This is a genomic window from Faecalimonas umbilicata (genome assembly GCF_042846195.1).
GTDB classification, from domain to species: Bacteria; Bacillota; Clostridia; order Lachnospirales; family Lachnospiraceae; genus Faecalimonas; species Faecalimonas umbilicata.
The window spans coordinates 1,685,153-1,705,956 of sequence record NZ_AP031411.1 but is presented as its reverse complement, the minus strand read 5'-3'; the positions used below and the strand labels follow the sequence as shown (position 1 = coordinate 1,705,956).

At 41.0% G+C, this 20,804-nt stretch carries 18 protein-coding genes; 17 read left to right on the top strand and 1 reads right to left on the bottom strand.

What is annotated here, in order from left to right:
• The first annotated feature begins 24 nt into the window (after positions 1 to 24).
• The 14 genes from ACGG81_RS08090 (at position 25) to ACGG81_RS08025 (ending at position 17,060) form a co-directional block, all read left to right on the top strand.
• Positions 25 to 3,090 (top strand): glycoside hydrolase family 2 TIM barrel-domain containing protein, encoded by a 3,066-nt coding sequence (locus ACGG81_RS08090; RefSeq protein WP_390107751.1) that lies wholly within the window; start codon positions 25 to 27, stop codon positions 3,088 to 3,090.
• 6 nt (positions 3,091 to 3,096) lie between these two features.
• The gene (locus ACGG81_RS08085) at positions 3,097 to 4,476 is read left to right on the top strand and encodes an MFS transporter (protein ID WP_120093162.1); all 1,380 of its coding nucleotides are present in this window, start codon (positions 3,097 to 3,099) and stop codon (positions 4,474 to 4,476) included.
• Positions 4,477 to 4,643: 167 nt separating this feature from the next.
• On the top strand, positions 4,644 to 5,435 hold the full coding sequence (locus tag ACGG81_RS08080; protein WP_270602353.1) for an AraC family transcriptional regulator: 792 nt from the start codon (positions 4,644 to 4,646) through the stop codon (positions 5,433 to 5,435).
• Between the two features lie 569 nt (positions 5,436 to 6,004).
• Complete coding sequence (locus ACGG81_RS08075) at positions 6,005 to 6,268, top strand: hypothetical protein (protein ID WP_235837153.1); 264 nt, start codon at positions 6,005 to 6,007, stop codon at positions 6,266 to 6,268.
• 854 nt (positions 6,269 to 7,122) lie between these two features.
• Positions 7,123 to 8,988 carry a TIGR03960 family B12-binding radical SAM protein gene (locus ACGG81_RS08070; protein ID WP_009262007.1) on the top strand — a complete coding sequence of 622 codons (1,866 nt, stop codon included), beginning with the start codon at positions 7,123 to 7,125 and terminating at the stop codon, positions 8,986 to 8,988.
• On the top strand, positions 8,969 to 9,667 hold the full coding sequence (locus ACGG81_RS08065) for a TIGR03936 family radical SAM-associated protein (protein WP_120093183.1): 699 nt from the start codon (positions 8,969 to 8,971) through the stop codon (positions 9,665 to 9,667). Before ACGG81_RS08070 ends, ACGG81_RS08065 begins: the two co-directional genes overlap by 20 nt.
• 12 nt (positions 9,668 to 9,679) lie before the next feature.
• Positions 9,680 to 10,885 (top strand): ribonuclease E/G, encoded by a 1,206-nt coding sequence (locus ACGG81_RS08060; protein WP_390107746.1) that lies wholly within the window; start codon positions 9,680 to 9,682, stop codon positions 10,883 to 10,885.
• Between the two features lie 18 nt (positions 10,886 to 10,903).
• Positions 10,904 to 11,407: a Cys-tRNA(Pro) deacylase gene (ybaK, locus tag ACGG81_RS08055; protein ID WP_390107744.1), complete on the top strand. Its 504-nt coding sequence runs from the start codon at positions 10,904 to 10,906 to the stop codon at positions 11,405 to 11,407.
• A gap of 105 nt (positions 11,408 to 11,512) precedes the next feature.
• Positions 11,513 to 12,100, top strand: a complete 588-nt coding sequence (locus ACGG81_RS08050) for a putative ABC transporter permease (protein ID WP_009262004.1) — start codon at positions 11,513 to 11,515, stop codon at positions 12,098 to 12,100.
• 233 nt (positions 12,101 to 12,333) lie between these two features.
• A complete protein-coding gene (gene recA / locus ACGG81_RS08045) occupies positions 12,334 to 13,377 on the top strand; it encodes a recombinase RecA (protein ID WP_390107741.1) in 1,044 nt (347 codons plus the stop codon).
• Positions 13,378 to 13,380: 3 nt separating this feature from the next.
• Positions 13,381 to 13,998: a regulatory protein RecX gene (locus ACGG81_RS08040; protein WP_390107738.1), complete on the top strand. Its 618-nt coding sequence runs from the start codon at positions 13,381 to 13,383 to the stop codon at positions 13,996 to 13,998.
• 125 nt (positions 13,999 to 14,123) lie between these two features.
• On the top strand, positions 14,124 to 15,674 hold the full coding sequence (gene rny, locus ACGG81_RS08035; RefSeq protein WP_008975351.1) for a ribonuclease Y: 1,551 nt from the start codon (positions 14,124 to 14,126) through the stop codon (positions 15,672 to 15,674).
• Between the two features lie 166 nt (positions 15,675 to 15,840).
• Positions 15,841 to 16,374 carry an NUDIX domain-containing protein gene (locus ACGG81_RS08030; RefSeq protein WP_009262001.1) on the top strand — a complete coding sequence of 178 codons (534 nt, stop codon included), beginning with the start codon at positions 15,841 to 15,843 and terminating at the stop codon, positions 16,372 to 16,374.
• Positions 16,375 to 16,508: 134 nt separating this feature from the next.
• A complete protein-coding gene (locus ACGG81_RS08025; RefSeq protein ID WP_270602358.1) occupies positions 16,509 to 17,060 on the top strand; it encodes a stage II sporulation protein M in 552 nt (183 codons plus the stop codon).
• Positions 17,061 to 17,138: 78 nt separating this feature from the next.
• On the opposite strand, the gene ACGG81_RS08020 is transcribed toward ACGG81_RS08025, so the two are convergent.
• Positions 17,139 to 18,476 carry a polysaccharide biosynthesis protein gene (locus ACGG81_RS08020; RefSeq protein ID WP_390107735.1) on the bottom strand — a complete coding sequence of 446 codons (1,338 nt, stop codon included), beginning with the start codon at positions 18,474 to 18,476 and terminating at the stop codon, positions 17,139 to 17,141.
• A 138-nt stretch (positions 18,477 to 18,614) separates the two neighbouring features.
• On the opposite strand from ACGG81_RS08020, the gene ACGG81_RS08015 reads away from it, so the two are divergent.
• The 3 genes from ACGG81_RS08015 (at position 18,615) to nifU (ending at position 20,803) form a co-directional block, all read left to right on the top strand.
• A complete protein-coding gene (locus ACGG81_RS08015; protein WP_009261998.1) occupies positions 18,615 to 19,073 on the top strand; it encodes an RrF2 family transcriptional regulator in 459 nt (152 codons plus the stop codon).
• 12 nt (positions 19,074 to 19,085) lie between these two features.
• Positions 19,086 to 20,270 carry a cysteine desulfurase NifS gene (nifS, locus tag ACGG81_RS08010; RefSeq protein WP_009261997.1) on the top strand — a complete coding sequence of 395 codons (1,185 nt, stop codon included), beginning with the start codon at positions 19,086 to 19,088 and terminating at the stop codon, positions 20,268 to 20,270.
• Positions 20,271 to 20,362: 92 nt separating this feature from the next.
• The gene (gene nifU / locus ACGG81_RS08005) at positions 20,363 to 20,803 is read left to right on the top strand and encodes a Fe-S cluster assembly scaffold protein NifU (protein WP_008975357.1); all 441 of its coding nucleotides are present in this window, start codon (positions 20,363 to 20,365) and stop codon (positions 20,801 to 20,803) included.
• Position 20,804: the final 1 nt, after the last annotated feature.

The following is a 20,804-nucleotide window of genomic DNA, read 5'->3' as shown; positions in this document are numbered from 1 at the left end:
ATAAAAATAAAGGGGAAAAATATTATGATCGTGCCAAGACATTACGAGGACTTAAAAATAATGCATGAAAACACCATGCCCAGCAGAGCATATTATATGCCAGCTTCCCATGATATGGGACCACTGGTAGAGGATCGTTTTTCTTCAGATCGGGTTATCTGTCTGAATGGAACATGGGAGTTTCAGTATTTTAACAGTATCTACGATTTGCAGGAAAAATTTTACGAACAAGGATATGACTGCAGTAGATTTACACAGGTAGAGGTGCCGGGGGTGTGGCAGAATTACGGGTATGACAGCCACCAGTATACTAACGTGAGGTATCCGATTCCACTGGATCCGCCTTATGTTCCACAGGAGAATCCATGCGGAGCCTATGTCAGGAAATTTTACTATGAAATACCAGAGGAGGCGCCCAGAGCATATCTGAATTTTGAAGGGGTGGATTCCTGCTTTTATGTCTGGGTAAATGGAAAGTATGTAGGTTACAGTCAGGTTTCCCATGCCACAAGTGAATTTGATGTGACGGAAGTTCTGAAAAATGGGGAGAATACGCTGGCGGTACTGGTTCTGAAATGGTGTGATGGAACTTATCTGGAAGATCAGGATAAATTTCGAATGAGTGGAATCTTCCGGGATGTGTATTTTGTGAACCGCCCGGAAAATGTGGTCTATGACTACTTTACAACTACCGAAATCCAGGAGGAACAGGCAGTAATTACAGTACAGGCTAGTTATCAGGGAAAGGCAGTGCCAACAAAACTTACTTTGTATGATGCAGAACATAAGGAGATTGCTTCTCAGGTATTTCAGGAAAATACAGGTACTGTTTATACACATAAAGCAGTAATTCTTGTAAAAGAGCCAAATCTGTGGAATCCGGAACAGCCGTATTTATATACTCTGGTTCTGGAAACGGAAGGGGAAGTGATTACAGACCGGATTGGCCTCCGGGAAATCTGTGTCAAAGATGCAGTCCTTTATGTAAATGGAACCGCCATCAAATTCAAAGGGGTGAACCGTCATGACTCCGATCCAGTAACAGGGTTTGTGATTGGACTGGAGCAGATGAAGAAGGATCTGCAGATGATGAAAGAAAGCAACTTCAATGCAGTCCGCAGCAGCCATTATCCGAATGTGCCTTATTTTTACCAGCTCTGTGATGAATATGGATTATTTGTGATTGCAGAAGCAGACAATGAAAGTCATGGAACCCAGTCCCAGTATTTAAAAGATTCCAATTGGGAAAATGTAAGCAGGAAATGGAATGAACGGATCTCGGACAACCCGGAATTTATCCCGGCAACTCTGGATCGTACAAAACTTTGTGTACACAGGGAAAAGAACCGCCCTTGTATTATTATCTGGTCTATGGGAAATGAATGTGGTTATGGCTGTACTTTTGAGGAAGCTTTAAAATGGACAAAAGGGTTTGATTCTACAAGGCTCACCTGTTATGAAAGTTCTTTTTATCGCAGCGACAGAAGGAAATATGATTACAGTAACATTGATATTTTCAGCCGGATGTATCCTTCCCTGGAAGAAATTCAGGAATATATGGACAAAAAACCGGACAAACCTCTCCTGTTGATTGAATACTGTCATGCCATGGGAAATGGACCGGGAGATTTAGAAGACTATTTTCAAATAATTTATGAGTATGATGTCCTCTGCGGCGGCTTTGTGTGGGAATGGTGCGACCATGCCATTTATCAGGGACAGGCTGCTAATGGAAAAGAAAAGTACCTTTATGGAGGTGACTTTGGAGAAGAAGTCCATGATGGGAATTTCTGTATGGACGGCCTGGTATATCCGGACAGAACACCCCATACAGGGCTTTTGGAATACCAGAAGGTGTACCGTCCGGCAAGAGTGGTGTCTTTCTGTCAGAAAACAGGGGAGCTGTGTCTGGAAAACTATATGAACTATGTGGATTTAAAGGATTATATCTATTTGGTATACGAAGTAAACTGTGACGGAAAGCTGCTGGAGAAAAAACAGTTCATTTTGCAGGAGTCTGTACTGCCTCACAAGAAAGGAACTATTTTGTTGGATATTACCGTTCCAGACAGCGGAAAATGTTATTTGAAAGTATCTTATCATTTAAAGCACGGTACCAGTGTTATGGCGCAGGGCAGTAGGATGGGATTTGATGAAATCCCTTTGAAAAATCAGGATGGAAGAAACCAGCAGGCAACAGCTTTGTTGGAAACTCAGGAACAGAAAGAAGCAGAGGTACAGGTTTCTGAAACAGATCGTTTTCTTTCCATCCGGTCAGATACATTCTTCTATGTTTACAATAAACTTTCGGGTTTATTTGAACAATTAAGTGTAGATGGAGAGGAACTTCTGGAAACTCCTATGGAACTGAATATCTGGAGAGCACCTACGGATAATGACCGGAAGATCAAACAAGAATGGATAGATGCCGGATATGACCGGAGCAAAGCCAGGGCTTATGATACTCATTGGGAAATGAATGGGGAAGGAATTCGGATTTACAGTACGGTGTCCGTGGCTGCAGTAGCAATTCAGAAGGTTTTGGATATAGAGGCCGTATGGAAGATTTACAGGACAGGAGAAATATCTGTCAAAATGCACGTCAAAAAGGATAGGGAATTTCCGCAGCTTCCTAGATTTGGCATCCGCCTGTTTTTGAGGGGAGAATATGAAAATCTGAAATTTTATGGATTGGGACCGCACGAAAGTTATCGGGATAAATGCCGTTCCTGCAGCCATGGATTGTATGATACAACGGTAGAGGAACAGCATGAAGATTATATCTGCCCGCAGGAGAATGGAAGCCATACAGATTGTGATTATCTGATGTTGGAAAAGGAGAATCAGACCGTTACAGCAGTATCTTCCAGGCCGTTTTCCTTCAATGTGTCTTATTACTCACAGGAAGAACTGACGAGAAAGGCACACAATTTTGAATTGGAAAAATCGGGAAGTACCATTGTCTGTCTGGATTATGCACAGAACGGCATTGGTTCCAACAGCTGTGGTCCGGAACTACGGAAAGAGTACCAGTTTACAGAAGAAACCTTTACGTTTGATATGAAGTTTTTATTTGGGAAGGAATGGTAGGAACACATGAAAGAGAAAACGTATTTAAAATGGTATAACAAAGTTGGGTATGGCTTTGGGGATATTGCAGGAAATGTCGTGTATGCGCTCCTGTCCTCTTTTGTCATGATTTATCTTACCAATACAGTAGGATTAAATCCGGGAATTATTGGAACCTTGATTGCCGTATCTAAGTTATTCGATGGAATTACGGATGTTTTTTTTGGAACCCTGATTGATAAAACAAAGAGTAAAATGGGAAAAGCAAGACCTTGGATGCTCTATGGCTATATTGGCTGTGCCGTAACCTTAGTCGCTATTTTTGCAATACCTGCAAATATGGGAGAATTTGCACAGTATGCCTGGTTTTTTATTGCGTATACATTGTTAAATGCAGTATTTTATACAGCGAATAATATTGCGTATTCTGCTCTGACAGCCCTGGTAACAAAGAATAGTAAAGAACGTGTACAGATGGGTTCTTATCGCTTCATTTTTGCTTTTTCCACAAGTCTGTTGATTCAATCTCTGACCATTGGCTTTGTAGAATGGATGGGTGGCGGAGCTGCCGGTTGGAGAACGGTTGCGATTATCTATGCAGTAATTGGATTGATTGTCAATACGATTTCTGTACTTTCTGTAAAGGAATTAGCGGAAGAAGAATTAAATGATGGGAAACAATCCGGAAATGATGAAAAATATTCCCTTCTGGATGCTGCAAAACTGTTGTTTACCAATAAATACTATGTTATGATCTGTGCTACCTATATCCTTCAGCAGATTTATACTGCTATGCTGAATATGGGTATCTACTATATGACGTATATCCTGTTCAATGAAAATCTGTATGGTGTATTTTCCTGGGCCATTAATATTCCACTGATTATTGCATTGCTCATTACACCGATGCTGGTGGAAAAGTGGAGAGGAATGTATAAACTGAACCTTACAGGATACGTGATTGGAACGATTGGAAGAGCCCTGGTCGTAGTAGCCGGTCATCTGGGAAGTGTGCCACTGATGCTTCTATTTACTGGCATTGCAGCTTTTGGTATGGGACCATGGCAGGGGGATATGAATGCTGTGATTGCCTCCTGCTCAGAATATACATATCTCACAAAGCATAAAAGAGTAGACGGAACCATGTATTCCTGTACTTCTCTTGGTATTAAGCTGGGCGGTGGAATTGGAATTGCCATTACCGGCTGGCTTCTGGATTTCAGTGGCTTTGACGGCACACTGGCTGTACAGTCTGATTCCTGTATCCAGATGCTGCAGATCATGTATTTATGGATTCCAGTAGTAATCACGCTTATCATTACCGTTATTATGGCAAAGATGAATGTAGAGAAGGCAAATGAGAAACTTTTACAGGAAAAGTCTATGAAAGACGGTATGCATGATTGAAGTAAACCGCATAAAAATTCATGACTTTCTGTAAGTAATTCATCAGTTTTTTCATTCTGGTTTTCCTCCTTTCCTAATTACTGAGTTTATTATATCGGATGGGCAGAAAACCTGCGTGCCATATCAAAAAGAAATGTAGCCAATTCTTGAGAGGGGAAAGAAATATCATGCAGCCGTCTTATGAAGAGAAAAAAGAAAAGTTCAGTATGATAAGGAAAAAACCACATCATGTTCCCCCTCACCTTCACAATGCCATAGAACTGGTATATGTAACAAAAGGGGAGGTGGAGCTTGGCATTGGATATGAGTTGTATCATATGGAAAAGGGGGATTTTGCTATTGTTTTTCCGGATTTGATTCATCATTATCAGGTGTTTTCAAAGGGGGAAAATGAGGTGTACCAGTTTTATGCTTCTTTGGAACTAAGTGGTCCGTTTATGGCGCTTCTTCAGAAGAAATGTCCGGAAAACCCGGTAATTACCAGCGTAGATTTACATAGAGAAGTTAAAAACGCCCTGAGTTGTCTGATAAAAGATCAGAAAGTCAGTGAGGTTGTGGGGCAGGCTTATTTGCAGATTATATTATACCGGTGCAGGGAAACATTCCGATTCATAGAAAAAGATAGTGTGGGGAGTAATGATCTGATATATGCAGCGATGACCTATCTGTTGTCACATTTTCAAGAGGAACTTACACTTGGGAAAGTGGCATCAGCTCTGGGAACTAATAAGTTTGCCCTATCAAAAATTTTTTCAGGTATTTTTCATACAAATTTCAACCAATACTTAAATGAAATTCGTTTAAATTATGCGACCTCTTTGTTGGAAAATACGGATAGAAGGATTACAGATATTTATCTGGAAGCTGGATTTGAAAGCCAGAGGACATTTAATAGAGTTTTTCGACAAAAGTATGGGCGGACGCCTAGTGAATATCGAAAAACATGGTGGGAAAAATAGAACATGTCTCATTATTACTTATAGAAAAGAAACATATCGACAAGTAAATTTAAGGGATATATTCAAAGAGAAGTATTATATTTCCATCAAAGATTAAATGGAAAAATTTTAGAGGTAGGAAAAAAATTCTGAACGCTTTGTGTTATAAATATAAGATTAAATTATTTCGAAAAGTTTTTCTCTTTTAAGGAAAGATGATTTTAAATAGAACTATATTGTATGTAACCGTTATGTTCAAAAAATGATATTACGATGCTATTGTTTGAATTAGTACATACTTTATAACAATTACAAGGACAAAGATAGTTTGATTGGGAGAATAGTTTAGAAGTAATATCTTTATTTCTAAATCGTGGAGTGAAAAGCCGATACGTTCTGTTTCAAAAAAATTTCAAAGATGTTGACGACAAGATTTTTCGGGAGTATCAAAAACTAGAAAATAAAATGGAAAGAAAAAAACAGATTCGGATACTCCTTTTTTACTGTTGACTGGAGAGGAGGGAAGATTGTGCAATGAAAGGGGGAAGGGAGGATCCGATCCATTATCCACAGGAAATGGTAGAATTTGTTTGCTTAAGATAATAGCAACACAGGCAGAGGGATTAGAATATTCTTCTGCCTTTTCTTATAAAGAAAGGAGCAGAATTGATTATCCACTTACTGTAGATGATATTTTTTCTTGTCTTGGTGATTTTTGTTTTCAAGAAAAGGTGGAACAGGAGATTAAAGCAAATGTGAAAGCAGGATTATCCTACGTAGAATATAATATGCAAAGCAAAAACGGACCATCAAAAATCTGGTCTACAGCAAAACATATTTTGGGGAGAATATGAAATTTGTCTGGATAGTGAAAAATATAAGGGCGTTTTACGGGCATTGGCATTTTTGACTTTGGGAAAAAACAGTTTAACATTTATGATGGGTGGTTGGAAAGATTTTTTAGGTTTTAATAAATTCAATTCAGATTAACCATTCAAAGTTATAAAAATTGGAAATATTTATCGTATTCCCAAGTCTTTCTTCGCCCATTGGTTAGATGAAGGAAACTAAACCATGTTTACAAACATAGATGCAGGTATTGACACACACAAATCAATTATGTTACGGTGCTTTATGGCGAAAGAAAGCATATAAGCACCTACCAAATAGGTACTTTATTCTAAAAAGCAGATACGGACATTGCTTCAAGCGGCGTAAGAATACCATTCTGTTTATTTAGAGATTTTACTGGCTTTGTTTGTAGGTTTACGCAAGGGTGAAATTTTAGGGTTAAAATATTCAGAAATTTTCAAGAATTAGAAATTCGAAAAAAGGAAAATATGCAGTTGTTTGAAAAACTTGGAGAAGATAAACCAGAATTTGCTTGAACTCCTTCTGCAAAAAGCATATAATATGATGGGTTAGCATGCTGTCTCAGAATGTTATCTGCTGCTTTATATCAAATAATATCATATTCTCATATAGGGTGTTAAATGATAGAAAAAGCAGGACAAAATTTTTAAGAATTTAATTGTAAAATAAGTGATTTATAGTATTGAATTATGTTATGCAGTGCTATGTATTTTATGCAAGACTATGAAAATGGTGTATAATTATGCATAGTGTTGCACAGTAGAAAAAAAGTAAATTTGTTACGCAAGGGCAAATTACTTTTTGGTATATATTAGACAAAAACGAAAGGAGAAATATGAGAAAACTAGCTTTAAGTGATGAAATATTACTAAAAATCGAGAAGCCGGCCCGCTATATCGGGAACGAAGTGAACTCGGTGATGAAAGATAAGAACGAGGTGGATATCCGTTTCGCTATGTGCTTTCCGGATGTGTATGAGATCGGGATGTCTCATCTGGGTATCCAGATTCTTTACGATATGTTTAATCGGAGGGAGGATGTCTGGTGCGAACGGGTGTATTCGCCGTGGATGGATTTAGACAAAATTATGCGGGAAAAGAAGATTCCTCTGTTTGCGCTTGAATCTCAGGATCCAATCAAACAATTTGATTTTCTTGGAATTACGATCCAGTATGAAATGTGTTACACAAACATCCTTCAGGTGCTGGACTTAAGTGGAATTCCGTTGTTTGCCAGTGAAAGAAACGAGGAAGATCCGATTGTGATCGGCGGAGGTCCATGTACTTACAATCCGGAACCGTTGGCAGACTTTTTCGATATTTTTTATATCGGAGAAGGAGAGACAGTCTACGATGAACTTTTGGATGCGTACAAAGAGCATAAAAAGATAGGAAGCAGCAGGAGGGAGTTTCTGGAGCGCGCAGCAGAGATTCCTGGACTTTATGTGCCGGCATTTTATGATGTAACTTATCATGACGATGGGACGATTGCCTCTTTTGAACCGAATAATGTTCACGCGAAGCCGACTATTGAAAAGCAAATGGTACTAAATGTTACAGACACCTATTACCCGGAGAAGCCAGTTGTGCCATTTATCAAAGTGACTCAAGACAGAGTTGTGTTGGAAATTCAGAGAGGATGCATCCGTGGATGTCGTTTCTGTCAGGCGGGAATGCTGTATCGCCCAACAAGGGAACGTGCGTTAGAGCGCTTAAAAGAGTATGCATACAAAATGTTGAAGAGTACCGGACATGAGGAAATCTCACTAAGTTCATTGAGCTCCAGTGATTATTCGCAATTGAAGGGGCTTGTGAATTTTCTGATTGAAGAATTTAAAGGAAAAGGAATCAACATTTCTCTGCCATCCCTCAGAATAGATGCGTTCTCACTGGATGTCATGAGCAAAGTGCAGGATATCAAAAAGAGCAGTCTGACCTTTGCACCGGAGGCAGGTTCTCAAAGACTTCGTGACGTTATCAACAAAGGTCTGACAGAAGAGATTATTTTAGAGGGGGCAGGTCAGGCGTTTGAAGGAGGGTGGACGAGAGTAAAATTATATTTTATGCTGGGCCTTCCGACAGAGACGGAAGAAGATATGAAAGAGATTGCACATTTGGCTGAAAAAGTGGCAGAGCGCTACTATCAGATTCCAAAGGATCAGAGGAATGGAAAATGTCAGATTGTTGCAAGTACTTCTTTCTTTATTCCAAAGCCGTTCACACCATTTCAGTGGGCGACGATGTGCAACAAGGAAGATTATATCCAGAAAGCACATATTGTAAATAATGAAATGAAAGCGCAGTTAAACAGAAAGAGTTTGAAATATAACTGGCACGAGGCAGATGTCACTGTGCTGGAAGGAGTTTTTGCGCGCGGGGATAGAAAAGTATCAAAGGTAATTTTAGAAGCTTATAAAATGGGATGTCTGTATGATTCATGGTCTGAGTTTTTTGACAATGAGAAATGGATGGAAGCATTTGAAAAGACAGGTGTTGATATTGGATTTTATAATTTGCGGCAGAGAGATATGGATGAGATTTTCCCATGGGATTTCATCAATATCGGTGTGACAAAGAAATTTTTACAGCGCGAGTGGGAACGGGCTATGAAGGGCGAAGTGACACCAAACTGCAAAATGAAATGTGCAGGATGTGGAGCGGCGATTTACGGAGGAGGTGTCTGTGTTGAAAGCAAGAATTAAATTTCGAAAATATGGTGTGATGAAATTCATCGGACATCTGGATATTATGAGATATTTTCAAAAGGCAATGAGAAGGGCGGAAATTCCAATTGCATTTACGGGCGGATATAGTCCGCACATGGTGATGTCGTTTGCAAATCCGCTTGGAGTGGGTCTGACAAGCGATGGAGAATACTTCGATATTGAATTGTCTGAGTCTGTTGATTTTGCGCAGGCAGTTCGAAGATTAAATGAAGTAATGGTGGAAGGGATGGAAATCGTCAATATGATTGAAATCTCAGACGATAAGAAGAAAACCGGAATGGCGATTGTCGCTGCAGCAGATTATCTGTCTGAGTTTGTAATGGAACATCCAGTGGAAAATCTTGCTGATAAGATTGATGCCTTTCGGAGTCAGCCAGAGATCATCGTATGGAAAAAAACGAAAAAGAGTGAAAAAGATGTCAATATTAAGCCTATGATCTATGATATGAGAGAACAAGACGGAAAGGTTTATATGCTTGTGGCAACTGGAAGCGTGGAGAATTTGAAACCAGAGCTTGTTATGCAGGCATTTGGAAAATTCCTTGGAATAGATTTGGAAGAGACTGCGATGCGCCATCATCGTCTGGAAGTGTATGCGGATGTGGGAAGTGGGGGACAACGTCATCTAGTACCATTAGACCAGCTGGGGATATAGGTGATTCGGAATATGAAAAGAAAGTTAGTGATCACAAAAATAGCAGAGCAGGTCGTGACAGCCGTGTTAGAAAATGAAGAAGTGGTGGAAATTCATGTCAGCGATAAAGATACAGAGGCGTACCGTGTTGGAAATATTTACGTGGGGAAAGTAAAAAACATTGTCCCAAATATTCAGGCTGCCTTTATCGAAATTGCAAACGGGGTGGAGTGCTATTACTCTATCCCTCAGAATCCTTCCCCACATTTCACGCAGAAAGTCGGGAAAAAGCCGCTCTGTATCGGGGATGAGCTGCTTGTTCAGATCCAGAAAGAGGCTGTTAAAACGAAGGTGCCGACAGTGACTTCCAACTTAAGTTTCACAGGGAAGTATGTTGTCTTAACGTCTGGTATCAAAAAGATTGGAATTTCTTCCAAGATCACAGGAGAAAAGCGGGCACAGATTCAGGAGACTGTCGAAGTTCTCCAATCGGAAAGATATGGATTTATTGTCCGCACAAATGCCAAAGATATTCCGGCAGATCTTGTGAAAGAAGAGTTGGGGCAGCTAGCAGAATCTTACATGCATTTAGTTGAGATCGCGCAGTCACGCAAGGTATTTAGCTGTCTTTTGGAGGCCCCTTTTACATATCTGTCAAATATCCGTGATATTTATCAGGAAGGATTGACAGATATTGTTGTAGAGGAGAGCCTTTTTGAAGATGTAAAGCAATATTTGGCGAAAGAGCAGCCAGAGGATTTAGAAAAGCTTGTATGTTATGCTGACAGGCAGCTACCACTTTATAAGTTATATTCGCTGGAATCTGTCATTTCACGGGCGCTATCAGAGAGGGTGTGGATGAAATCAGGCGCTTATCTTGTGATTCAGCCGACAGAGGCGCTGACGGTGATCGATGTCAATACAGGAAAATGCATTGCAGGTAAGAAAGATGACGAAGTTTATATGAAAATCAACCTCGAAGCAGCCAAAGAAGCGGCAAAGCAGATTCGGCTCCGCAATCTCTCAGGGATCATTCTGATTGATTTTATTAATTTGAAATCAAAAGAGTGTACAAAAGATCTGTTGGAAGTGTTTCAAAAAGAATTGCGGAAAGATCCTGTCCAGACAATTCTTGTAGATATGACGGGATTACAGCTTGTAGAAGTGACTCGAAAAAAGGTTCGAAAGCCATTGAGAGAGGTTGTTGCTTCTGCAAAAGAAGCAAACAGGCAGAAATAATAAGAAAAGAGGAGAAAAATGGCAAAAAAAGAGCTGAAGACCAATGCGATGAGGATACTGGAAAAAAAGAAAATCCCATTTACATATATCACTTATGAGTGTGAGGAGTTCGTGGATGGGGTACAGATTGCAGATAAGCTCGGACAACCGCATGAGCTGGTGCATAAAACACTTGTGACAGTCGCAAAGAGCAGAGAGTATTATGTATTTGTTATTCCGATTGAAGAGGAGCTGGATTTAAAGAAAGCGGCCCGGGTTGTCGGAGAAAAATCTCTCCTTATGCTTCCCCTGAAAGATCTGACTGCCGTGACAGGGTATATCAGGGGAGGATGCACTGCGATTGGGATGAAAAAGCCGTTTCCGGTTGTCGTAGAAAAATGTGCAGAGGCCTTGGAGGAAATGATTGTAAGTGGCGGCAAAATAGGAATGCAGATCAGATTAACGCCGCAGGATTTTCAAAAAGTGACAGGAGCGGTGTTTGAGGAAGTGGTTGTATCTGTAAAAACAGAGGAGATTTTATAGAAAAAGTTATAAATTTCTTAAGGCTTTCTGAAAGAGATAGAAATTTTTAGTCAGATATAGTAGAATACAGAGAAAATAAGAGAGAAAGGATAAGAGGAACAAGGAATGTGGAACAGAGTGATTTTTGGCTATGATTTTTATCATGTGTTGCTGTGGTTTCTTGCGTATAGTATGCTTGGTTGGCTGGTAGAGTCCATTTATATGTCGATCTGCAACCGAAAGCTTACAAACAGGGGATTTGCAAGAGGACCGATCTGTCCGATTTACGGGGTGGGAGCTTTGACAGTATTTTTTTTATTGAAGCCATACAGTGATAATCTTTGGAAATTATTTTTCTTTGGATCTTTGCTTGCAACGACTTTGGAATATTTCACAGCAGTATTGATGAATAAAATTTTCGGAGAGATCTGGTGGGATTATACGGACAAGCCATTCAATTACAAAGGGATTCTCTGTCTGGAAAGTTCAATCGCATGGGGGTTTTATACGATTGGATTATTTGTATTTCTGCATAAATTTGTAGAGGGATTCGTAAACGGGATTCCGATGATGGCAGGAAAAGCGCTCGGAGGATTTTTGGCGGTGCTGTTTACACTTGATTTTGCAAATGCATTCTATCGTGAGAAGCGGGAGGCACTTCCAAAGCAGTTGATTCGGATTCGAGAGGGAATCCTGAATAGATTTTCAAGATAGAAGAAAGTGCAGGAGGTCGTTAGGACATTCTGTACTTTTTTTCTTTACAGAGTAAAGAAAAGGTGTTATAGTACGCTTATAGTTAAGAAATATTCTGAATCATTCGGGCGTGTCTGCCGAAGAACCCAACGAGCTATGAGAAAAGTGAAAAAAGAATTGACAATCACAAGTAAGTAAGATACTATATTAATTAGAAAAACGAACATAAGTTCGTATTTGAAAAGGAGAATATTATGGCAGGAGACGATAAATTAAAAGCATTAGATGCAGCAATTGCAAAGTTGGAGAAGGACTTTGGAAAGGGAGCAGTGATGAAACTTGGAGATGCGGCGGCAAATGTCAGTGTTGAGACAGTACCTACTGGTTCTTTAAGCCTAGACATTGCACTTGGTCTTGGTGGAGTGCCAAAGGGACGTATTATCGAGATTTACGGACCGGAGTCAAGTGGTAAGACGACAGTAGCGCTCCATATGATTGCAGAAGTGCAAAAAAGGGGAGGCATTGCAGGCTTTATTGATGCAGAGCATGCTCTGGATCCAGTTTATGCGAAGAATATCGGGGTAGATATTGATGAACTGTATATTTCACAGCCGGACAGTGGTGATCAGGCGTTGGAGATTACAGAGACAATGGTGCGCTCGGGAGCGATGGATATCATTGTTGTCGATTCTGTTGCCGCACTTGTTCCGAGACAGGAGATTGAAGGGGATATGGGAGATAGCCATGTTGGTCTTCAGGCACGTTTGATGTCTCAGGCGCTCAGAAAGCTGACACCAGTTATCAGTAAGTCTAATTGTGTTGTGATCTTTATTAATCAGCTCCGTGAGAAAGTCGGTGTGATGTTCGGAAATCCAGAGACAACAACCGGTGGACGTGCGTTGAAGTTCTATGCATCTATTCGTATGGATGTCAGAAGGACAGAGACGTTAAAGCAGGGCGGAGAGATGGTCGGTAACCGTACCAGAATTAAAGTAGTGAAGAATAAGATTGCACCGCCGTTTAAGGAAGCTGAGTTTGACATTATGTTCGGAAAAGGAATTTCGAAGGAAGGAGACATTCTAGATCTGGCAGCAGGGCTTGATATTATCAATAAGAGTGGTGCATGGTATGCATACAATGGCGATAAGATTGGACAGGGCCGTGAGAATGCAAAGACATATCTCTCTACACATCCAGAAGTGATGGAAGAGATTGAGACAAAAGTACGGGCACATTATAAGCTTGACGGAGCGGCAGGAGAAGAGGATCTTGCAGCGGAACAGAAGGCAGATGAATAAGAGATGATTGTCACGAAGGTAGAGCTTGTATCAAAAAACAGGTATAAAGTAGAGGTTGATGGAGAGTTCGCTTTTGTTTTGTATCGAAGAGAATTGTCACACTATCAGATCAGAGAAGAATGTGAAGTCTCAGAGGAGAGTTTTGAACAGATTAAGAAAGAAGTGATTATAAAGCGGGCTAAGCTTCGCGCAATGCACCTTCTCAATGACATGGATCGGACAGAATCACAGCTCCGCACGAAACTCAGACAGAGTTGTTATACTGAAGATGTGGTAGAAGCTGCACTGGCATATGTGAAGTCATTTGGTTATATAGACGACCTTGACTATGCAAAGCGATACATTCAGAACAGACAGAATCAGAAAAGTAAAAGGGAATTGTATGCACAGCTTGTAGGAAAAGGGATTGAAAGAGAACTGATTGAGCTTGCCATGGAGGAATGCTATACAGGAGAAGATGATGAGATAGAAGCGATCCGCCAGTTGGCAGCAAAGAGGAAATATCATTTTCGCGATGCTACAAGAGAAGAGCAGCAGAAACAAACGGCTTATTTTATACGGAAGGGATTTTCTTATGAGAATATCCGAAGAGCTCTGGAGGCGGAAGAAGTATATTGGTAGAGATAGCTGAGAGGTTCATAAAAATGACCAAAACGGTGTAAGCATACTTGACATATTTGTGAAAACGGTATAAAATCTAAGTGTTGTATTTGTGTACAATGAAAATTAAATAAGGAGGTGCTCCTGTGCCGATAGTATCAATAATTGCTGGTCTGATTGCAGTTGTGGCAGCTGTTGTTATTACTTACTATGTAACGGTGAACAATCTGAAGAAAGATGCAGATTCAAAGATTGGGAATGCTGAGAACAAAGCAAGAGAGATAATAGATGATGCTTTAAAGAATGCAGAGGCAAAGAAGAAGGAAACGCTTCTGGAGATCAAGGAAGAGTCCATTAAGACAAAAAATGAACTTGAGAAGGAGACAAAAGAGCGTAGAGCAGAGTTACAGCGCTATGAAAAGCGTGTCTTATCTAAAGAAGAAGCGCTTGACAAGAGAGCCGATGTACTGGAACAGCGTGAATCGAAGATTACAGTAAGAGAAGAGCAGATCAAACAGCGTGAGATCAAAGTAGACGAGCTTAACAGTAAACGAGTACAGGAACTGGAAAGAATCTCAGGACTTACCTCTGAACAGGCAAAAGAATATTTATTAAAAACTGTTGAAGATGATGTAAAACATGACACTGCGAAGATGATCAAGGAACTTGAAAATCAGGCAAAAGAAGAGGCTGGAAAGAAAGCAAGAGAATATGTTGTGACAGCAATTCAAAAATGCGCGGCAGATCATGTTGCAGAAACTACGATTTCTGTAGTACAACTTCCAAGTGATGAGATGAAGGGACGTATTATCGGACGAGAAGGTCGTAATATCCGTACACTTGAGACAATGACCGGGGTAGAATTGATTATAGATGATACACCGGAGGCTGTTGTGTTATCAGGTTTTGATCCGATTCGCAGGGAAGTGGCAAGAATTGCGCTGGAAAAACTGATTCTTGACGGACGTATCCATCCGGCAAGGATCGAAGAGATGGTAGAGAAAGCGCAGAGAGATGTAGAAGCAATGATCCGTGAGGAAGGAGAAGCAGCAGCTCTCGAAGTGGGCGTACATGGTATTCATCCTGAGTTACTCCGTCTTTTAGGAAGAATGAAGTTCAGGACAAGCTATGGACAAAATGCATTGAAACACTCCATTGAAGTTGCACAGCTCTCAGGACTGCTTGCAGGAGAAATCGGTCTGGATGTCAGACTGGCTAAGCGAGCAGGTCTGTTACATGATATCGGAAAATCGATTGATCATGATGTAGAAGGGTCTCATATCCAGATTGGTGTGGATCTTTGTAGGAAATACAAAGAATCTGCTACAGTTATCAATGCAGTGGAATCTCACCATGGTGATGTAGAACCGGAAACACTGATTGCATGTATTGTGCAGGCAGCGGATACAATATCGGCTGCAAGACCGGGTGCGAGAAGAGAAACGTTAGAGACGTACACAAACAGATTAAAACAGTTAGAGGATATTGCGAACCAGTTTAAAGGTGTCGATAAATCTTTTGCAATTCAGGCAGGTAGAGAGATTCGTATTATGGTAGTTCCAGAACAGGTATCTGATGACGATATGGTATTGATGGCAAGAGATATTTCAAAGCAGATTGAGTTTGAATTGGAATATCCTGGTCAGATTAAAGTAAATGTAATCCGTGAGTCAAGAGTGACAGATTACGCAAAATAGACCAAGAACTATATAGAATCAAAGACCACAAAAGTGAAAAATAACAGGCAGTGGAGAGCAGTCTCTATTGTCTGTTATTTTTTGTTATAGGAAATATGTTCTATGAAATAACAGCGCTCCGCACTTAAGGGAATGCGGAAGTTTACAGAGAAAGGAAGCAAAGACAATGGAAGAAATTAAAAGACGGAAGCGGGAACTGGTTTATCAGGGGGCAGTTCTGAATGTTTACCGAGATCAGGTAGAACTGCCAAATGGAAATGTGGCAGAGTGGGACTATATCCACCACGATGGCGCGGCGGCGGTTGTCCCTGTGACAGAGGATGGAAAGATTCTTATGGTAAGACAATATCGGAATGCGCTTGACAGAGCAACTTTGGAAATTCCGGCGGGGAAATTGGATGATCCAAAGGAGGAAGGAATTGTCTGTGCAAAAAGAGAATTAGAGGAAGAGACAGGATTCCGATCAGAGCAGTTGGAATGGTTGATCACACTTCGTACGACAGTGGCATTCTGTAATGAGCGGATTGAAATTTTTGTGGCAAAAAATCTAATTCCGACAGAACAACATTTAGACGAGGATGAATTTGTTGAAGTGGAAGCATATACAATGGAAGAACTGAAAGAAAAGATTTTTGCAGGAGAGATTGAAGATGGAAAGACAATCTCTGCATTGATGGCATATGCCGTAAAGTACTGTTAGAAGAAAATGATAGTTGAGAATCTGGGAAAGAAATCGAAATAAGCGGAAAGGATAAATACAATTCCATCAGCCGAAGAAGAGGTCATGAAGAACATGTGGAGGACATATATATAGAGTATCTGAAAACAGGAGGGATGTTTTTGAAGATACAACAGAGTAAAAAACAGTTTTTGATTTTTTATATGTCTGGATTTCTGGCGGGAATCTTATATGCGAACATGGTATCGGACAGTTATCTGGAATCGTACGGTGTTTTTAGTGAGTACTTTCTCAGACAGTTCCAGATTACAGAGATTATCCCAGAAGAATATTTGGGATATCTTCTTCGTATTCGGATAATCCCAGCCGGAGTTCTTCTGGCAGCGGGCTGTACAAGATGGAAACAGATGGTGGTGGTGGTGACGCTTCTTTGGACAGGCCTCACAAGCGGCATTGTATTGACGTCGGGAATTCTTCAGCTTGGAGCTACTGGGATCGTGATTTGTGCGGTGGGAGTATTTCCGCAAATTTTCTTTTACCTCCCGTCGTCTCTTGTCTATCTATGGTATCTATATTTATCGCCGCAAGTCAGGTGGAATAGCGGGAAAAGCATTTTCACAGGCCTAATGTTTCTGGCAGGTATCGCCTTGGAGGCATATATCAATCCGGTATGTTTAAAGGCTGTCATTCGCTTGTTTGTGAAGTGATGCAAAGAGTTATGAGAAGAGAAAGCATATTCTGACAGAGGGAGTATCCTTTGGTCAAAATATGCTTTTTGTGTTGCATCAGACTGAGGGATTCCGATGAAAAAGATGGAAGAGTTCCCGGAGACAGAGAAGTGTGATTGTCAGCTGGCTTCCAAGCAGTCCCCAGAGATAACCGCGGATTCCGGCAAGAGGAATCAAAAAGAAAACACTAGCGATACGCAGCAGCAGTCCGACGGTATTGACGAAAAAGGAAGAGGCGGTATATCCTAGCCCGTTCAAAATGCTGACCAGTGTGGAATTTGTGTAGAGAAAAGGGCAGATCCAGGCGAGTGTAAGAATCAGACTACCTGCAAGGGTGCTGTGAAATAAGGTGCTTCCAATGAAACGACCAAACAGCAAAAATCCAATGGTACATGACAGACCAAGTGCAAAACAACAGAAAAAAACTTTTTTAATTAATAACAGAAGCGTTTCGCGTTTTTGTGAAGCTTGAAGTTCTGCAACTGTAGGGAGCAGCATGACGGAAATCGAATTTGTCAGCGCAGATGGGAATAAAATACATGGGAGAGCCATTCCAGTCAGAACGCCGTAGAGGCTAAGAGCTTCGCTTCGGTTGCTTCCATATGTGATCAGTGCTTTTGGAATAGAGATTGCCTCAATACTTTGCAGAAGGTTTAGTAGAATGCGGTTGGCAGTCAGTGGGACTGAAAGCCGGAAAAGTTCTCCTACATAGGAAAGACAACGGTGTACTGTTTGAATAGAAGTGTGTACAGGATGGAGATGGTGCGTATGAAAAAACATTTGGGCACAAAACAAGGAGGAAAAGATTTCTCCGGCAACAAGCCCTGACACGGCAAGCGTCACAGAAAGTGTACCCTGATCATGAAGAAGATAAAGGGAAAAAAGATAGACGGAGAGTACGCGGGCAATTTGCTCGATGAGTTGTGAGGCTGCTGGAATACCGGTGCGTTTGAGACCAAGATAATAGCCACAGATACAGCTGTGGATTGCGGCAAATGGAAATGCATAGGACATTGCAGTGAGAAGCGGGATACAGCGTGTTTCACCAATAAAATAAACGGCAATCATGTGTGCGTTATTCTGGAGAAAAATGGTAACAATACATGAGAGAAGAAAGGAAATACTCATTCCGGTAAAGAGAAATTCCCTGGCTTCCTGAAGTTTTCCGAGCGCTGCTTTTCTTGCGACGCAGCGGGAAATGGTCGTCTCAATTCCTGCTGCTGTCAGAGAGAAGCAGAGGGCATAAACTGGAAAAATAAGTTGATAGAGCCCCACACCTTCTTCGCCAAACGTCTGACTTAAGTAGACACGGTAGAAGAAGCCGATCAGGCGTGTGATGATGCCGGTGGTGGTAAGGATGAAAGTACCTTTTAAGATTGTATATTTTTTAGACATAATGACTCCGGTGACAAGATATGTAATCTGTATAAACATATTCAAAACAGAGTCTTGACAGAACAAAAAAGGAGTGGTATTCTACAAAATGTAAATCCTAGTAATTTAGTAGGGATTGAGAATAAAGAAGGTGAGAACTTGAAATTATCTACAAAGGGGAGATATGGACTCCGCGCATTGATTGATCTTGCACAGTACAGTGAGATTGAACCGGTTTCAATCAGCAGTATTGCAGCGCGTCAGGGGATTTCGGAACGTTATTTGGAGCAGCTGATGGCGAAATTAAAGAAGGCAGGGCTGATCAAGAGCATTCGTGGTGCTGGTGGTGGATATGTGCTCGCCAGAGAAGTAGAAAGTATATCCGTTGGAGACGTACTCCGTGCGCTGGAAGGAAATTTAGAACCGGTAGAGTGCAGTGGGCTTCACCCAGAAGAAGGATGCGAGGCCGCAGGAGGATGTGTGACGAAGTATGTCTGGCAGAAAATCAACGAAAGTATTAATCAGACGGTGGATGAGATCAAGCTTGACCGTCTGGTAGAAGAGAGCAAGGCGATGAAGGGACAACAGATTCCTGGTCAGATGCATTGCGGAAATTAGGAGGATACAGACATGGAAAAATTGATTTATTTAGATAATGCAGCAACGACAAAGACAGCTCCGGAAGTTGTAGAGGCAATGCTGCCATACTTTACAGAATATTATGGAAATCCATCCAGCGTGTATGGGTTTGCAGCAGGCAATAAAGAGGTTATCACGAGACAGAGAGAGACTATTGCAGAGATTATTGGCGCAGAGGCAAATGAAATTTATTTTACAGCAGGTGGTTCAGAGTCTGATAACTGGGCGCTGAAAGCAACTGCAGAATGTTATGAGAACAAAGGCAGACATATCATCACTACAAAGATCGAACACCACGCAATTCTTCATACAGCAGAGTATCTGGAGAAAAAAGGGTTTGAAGTGACGTACCTTGATGTGGATGAGAAGGGATTGGTAGACCTGGAGCAACTCCGTGCGGCAATCCGCCCGGACACTATTTTGATTTCTGTTATGTTTGCAAACAATGAGATTGGTACAATTCAGCCGATCAAAGAAATCGGAGAAATCGCACAAGAACATGGAATTTTGTTCCACACAGATGCTGTACAGGCATTCTGTCAGGTGCCGATCAATGTAGATGAATGTCATATTGATATGTTAAGTGCGAGTGGGCATAAGATCAACGGGCCAAAAGGAATCGGATTTCTTTACATTCGTAAAGGGGTAAAGATTCGCTCTTTTGTTCATGGTGGAGCGCAGGAGAGAAAGAGACGTGCCGGAACAGAGAATGTGCCTGGAATCGTAGGACTTGGAACTGCTGCAAAAAGAGCAGCTGAGTCGATGGAAGCGAGAACAAAAAAAGAAGTGGAATTAAGAGACTATTTTATCAATCGGATTCTCACTGAGATTCCATATAGTAGACTCAATGGACATGAGAGCAAAAGACTGCCGAATAATACAAACTTTAGTTTCCAGTTTATTGAAGGAGAATCGCTTCTAATTATGCTGGATATGAAGGGAATCTGCGGTTCCAGCGGATCGGCCTGTACATCTGGATCTTTAGACCCATCTCATGTGCTGCTTGCGATTGGACTCCCGCATGAGATTGCACATGGCTCCTTGCGTCTGACTCTGAGTGAAGAGACAACGAAGGAAGATCTTGATTATACAGCGGATGTATTAAAAGAGATTGTGGAGCACTTAAGAAAGATGTCCCCGCTCTATGAAGATTTTCAGAAGAAGCAGAAAAAATAGGAAAAGAAAGCAAAATAGAATCAAGTAAAAAATCAAAGAGCAGTAGGCAGGGATCAAGCAGCCCTGCTGGAAGAATCAGGAGGAAAAATATTATGTATACAGAGAAGGTTATGGATCATTTTCAGAATCCAAGAAATGTAGGAGAATTAGAAAACCCAAGTGGGGTAGGAACTGTTGGAAATGCAAAATGTGGTGATATTATGCGAATTTATCTTGATATTGATGAAGATCAGATCATTCGTGATGTAAAATTCAAAACATTCGGTTGTGGAGCTGCTGTTGCCACAAGCAGTATGGCAACAGAACTTGTAAAGGGAAAGAGTATTTATGAAGCACTGAAAGTGACAAATAAAGCTGTTATGGAAGCGCTTGACGGACTTCCGCCGGTGAAAGTTCACTGTTCTCTTCTCGCTGAGGAAGCAATTCATGCAGCGCTTTGGGATTATGCAGAGAAAAACGGAATCAAGATTGAAGGATTGACGAAGCCGAAATCTGATATCCATGAAGACGAAGAGGATGAGGAAGAATACTAAT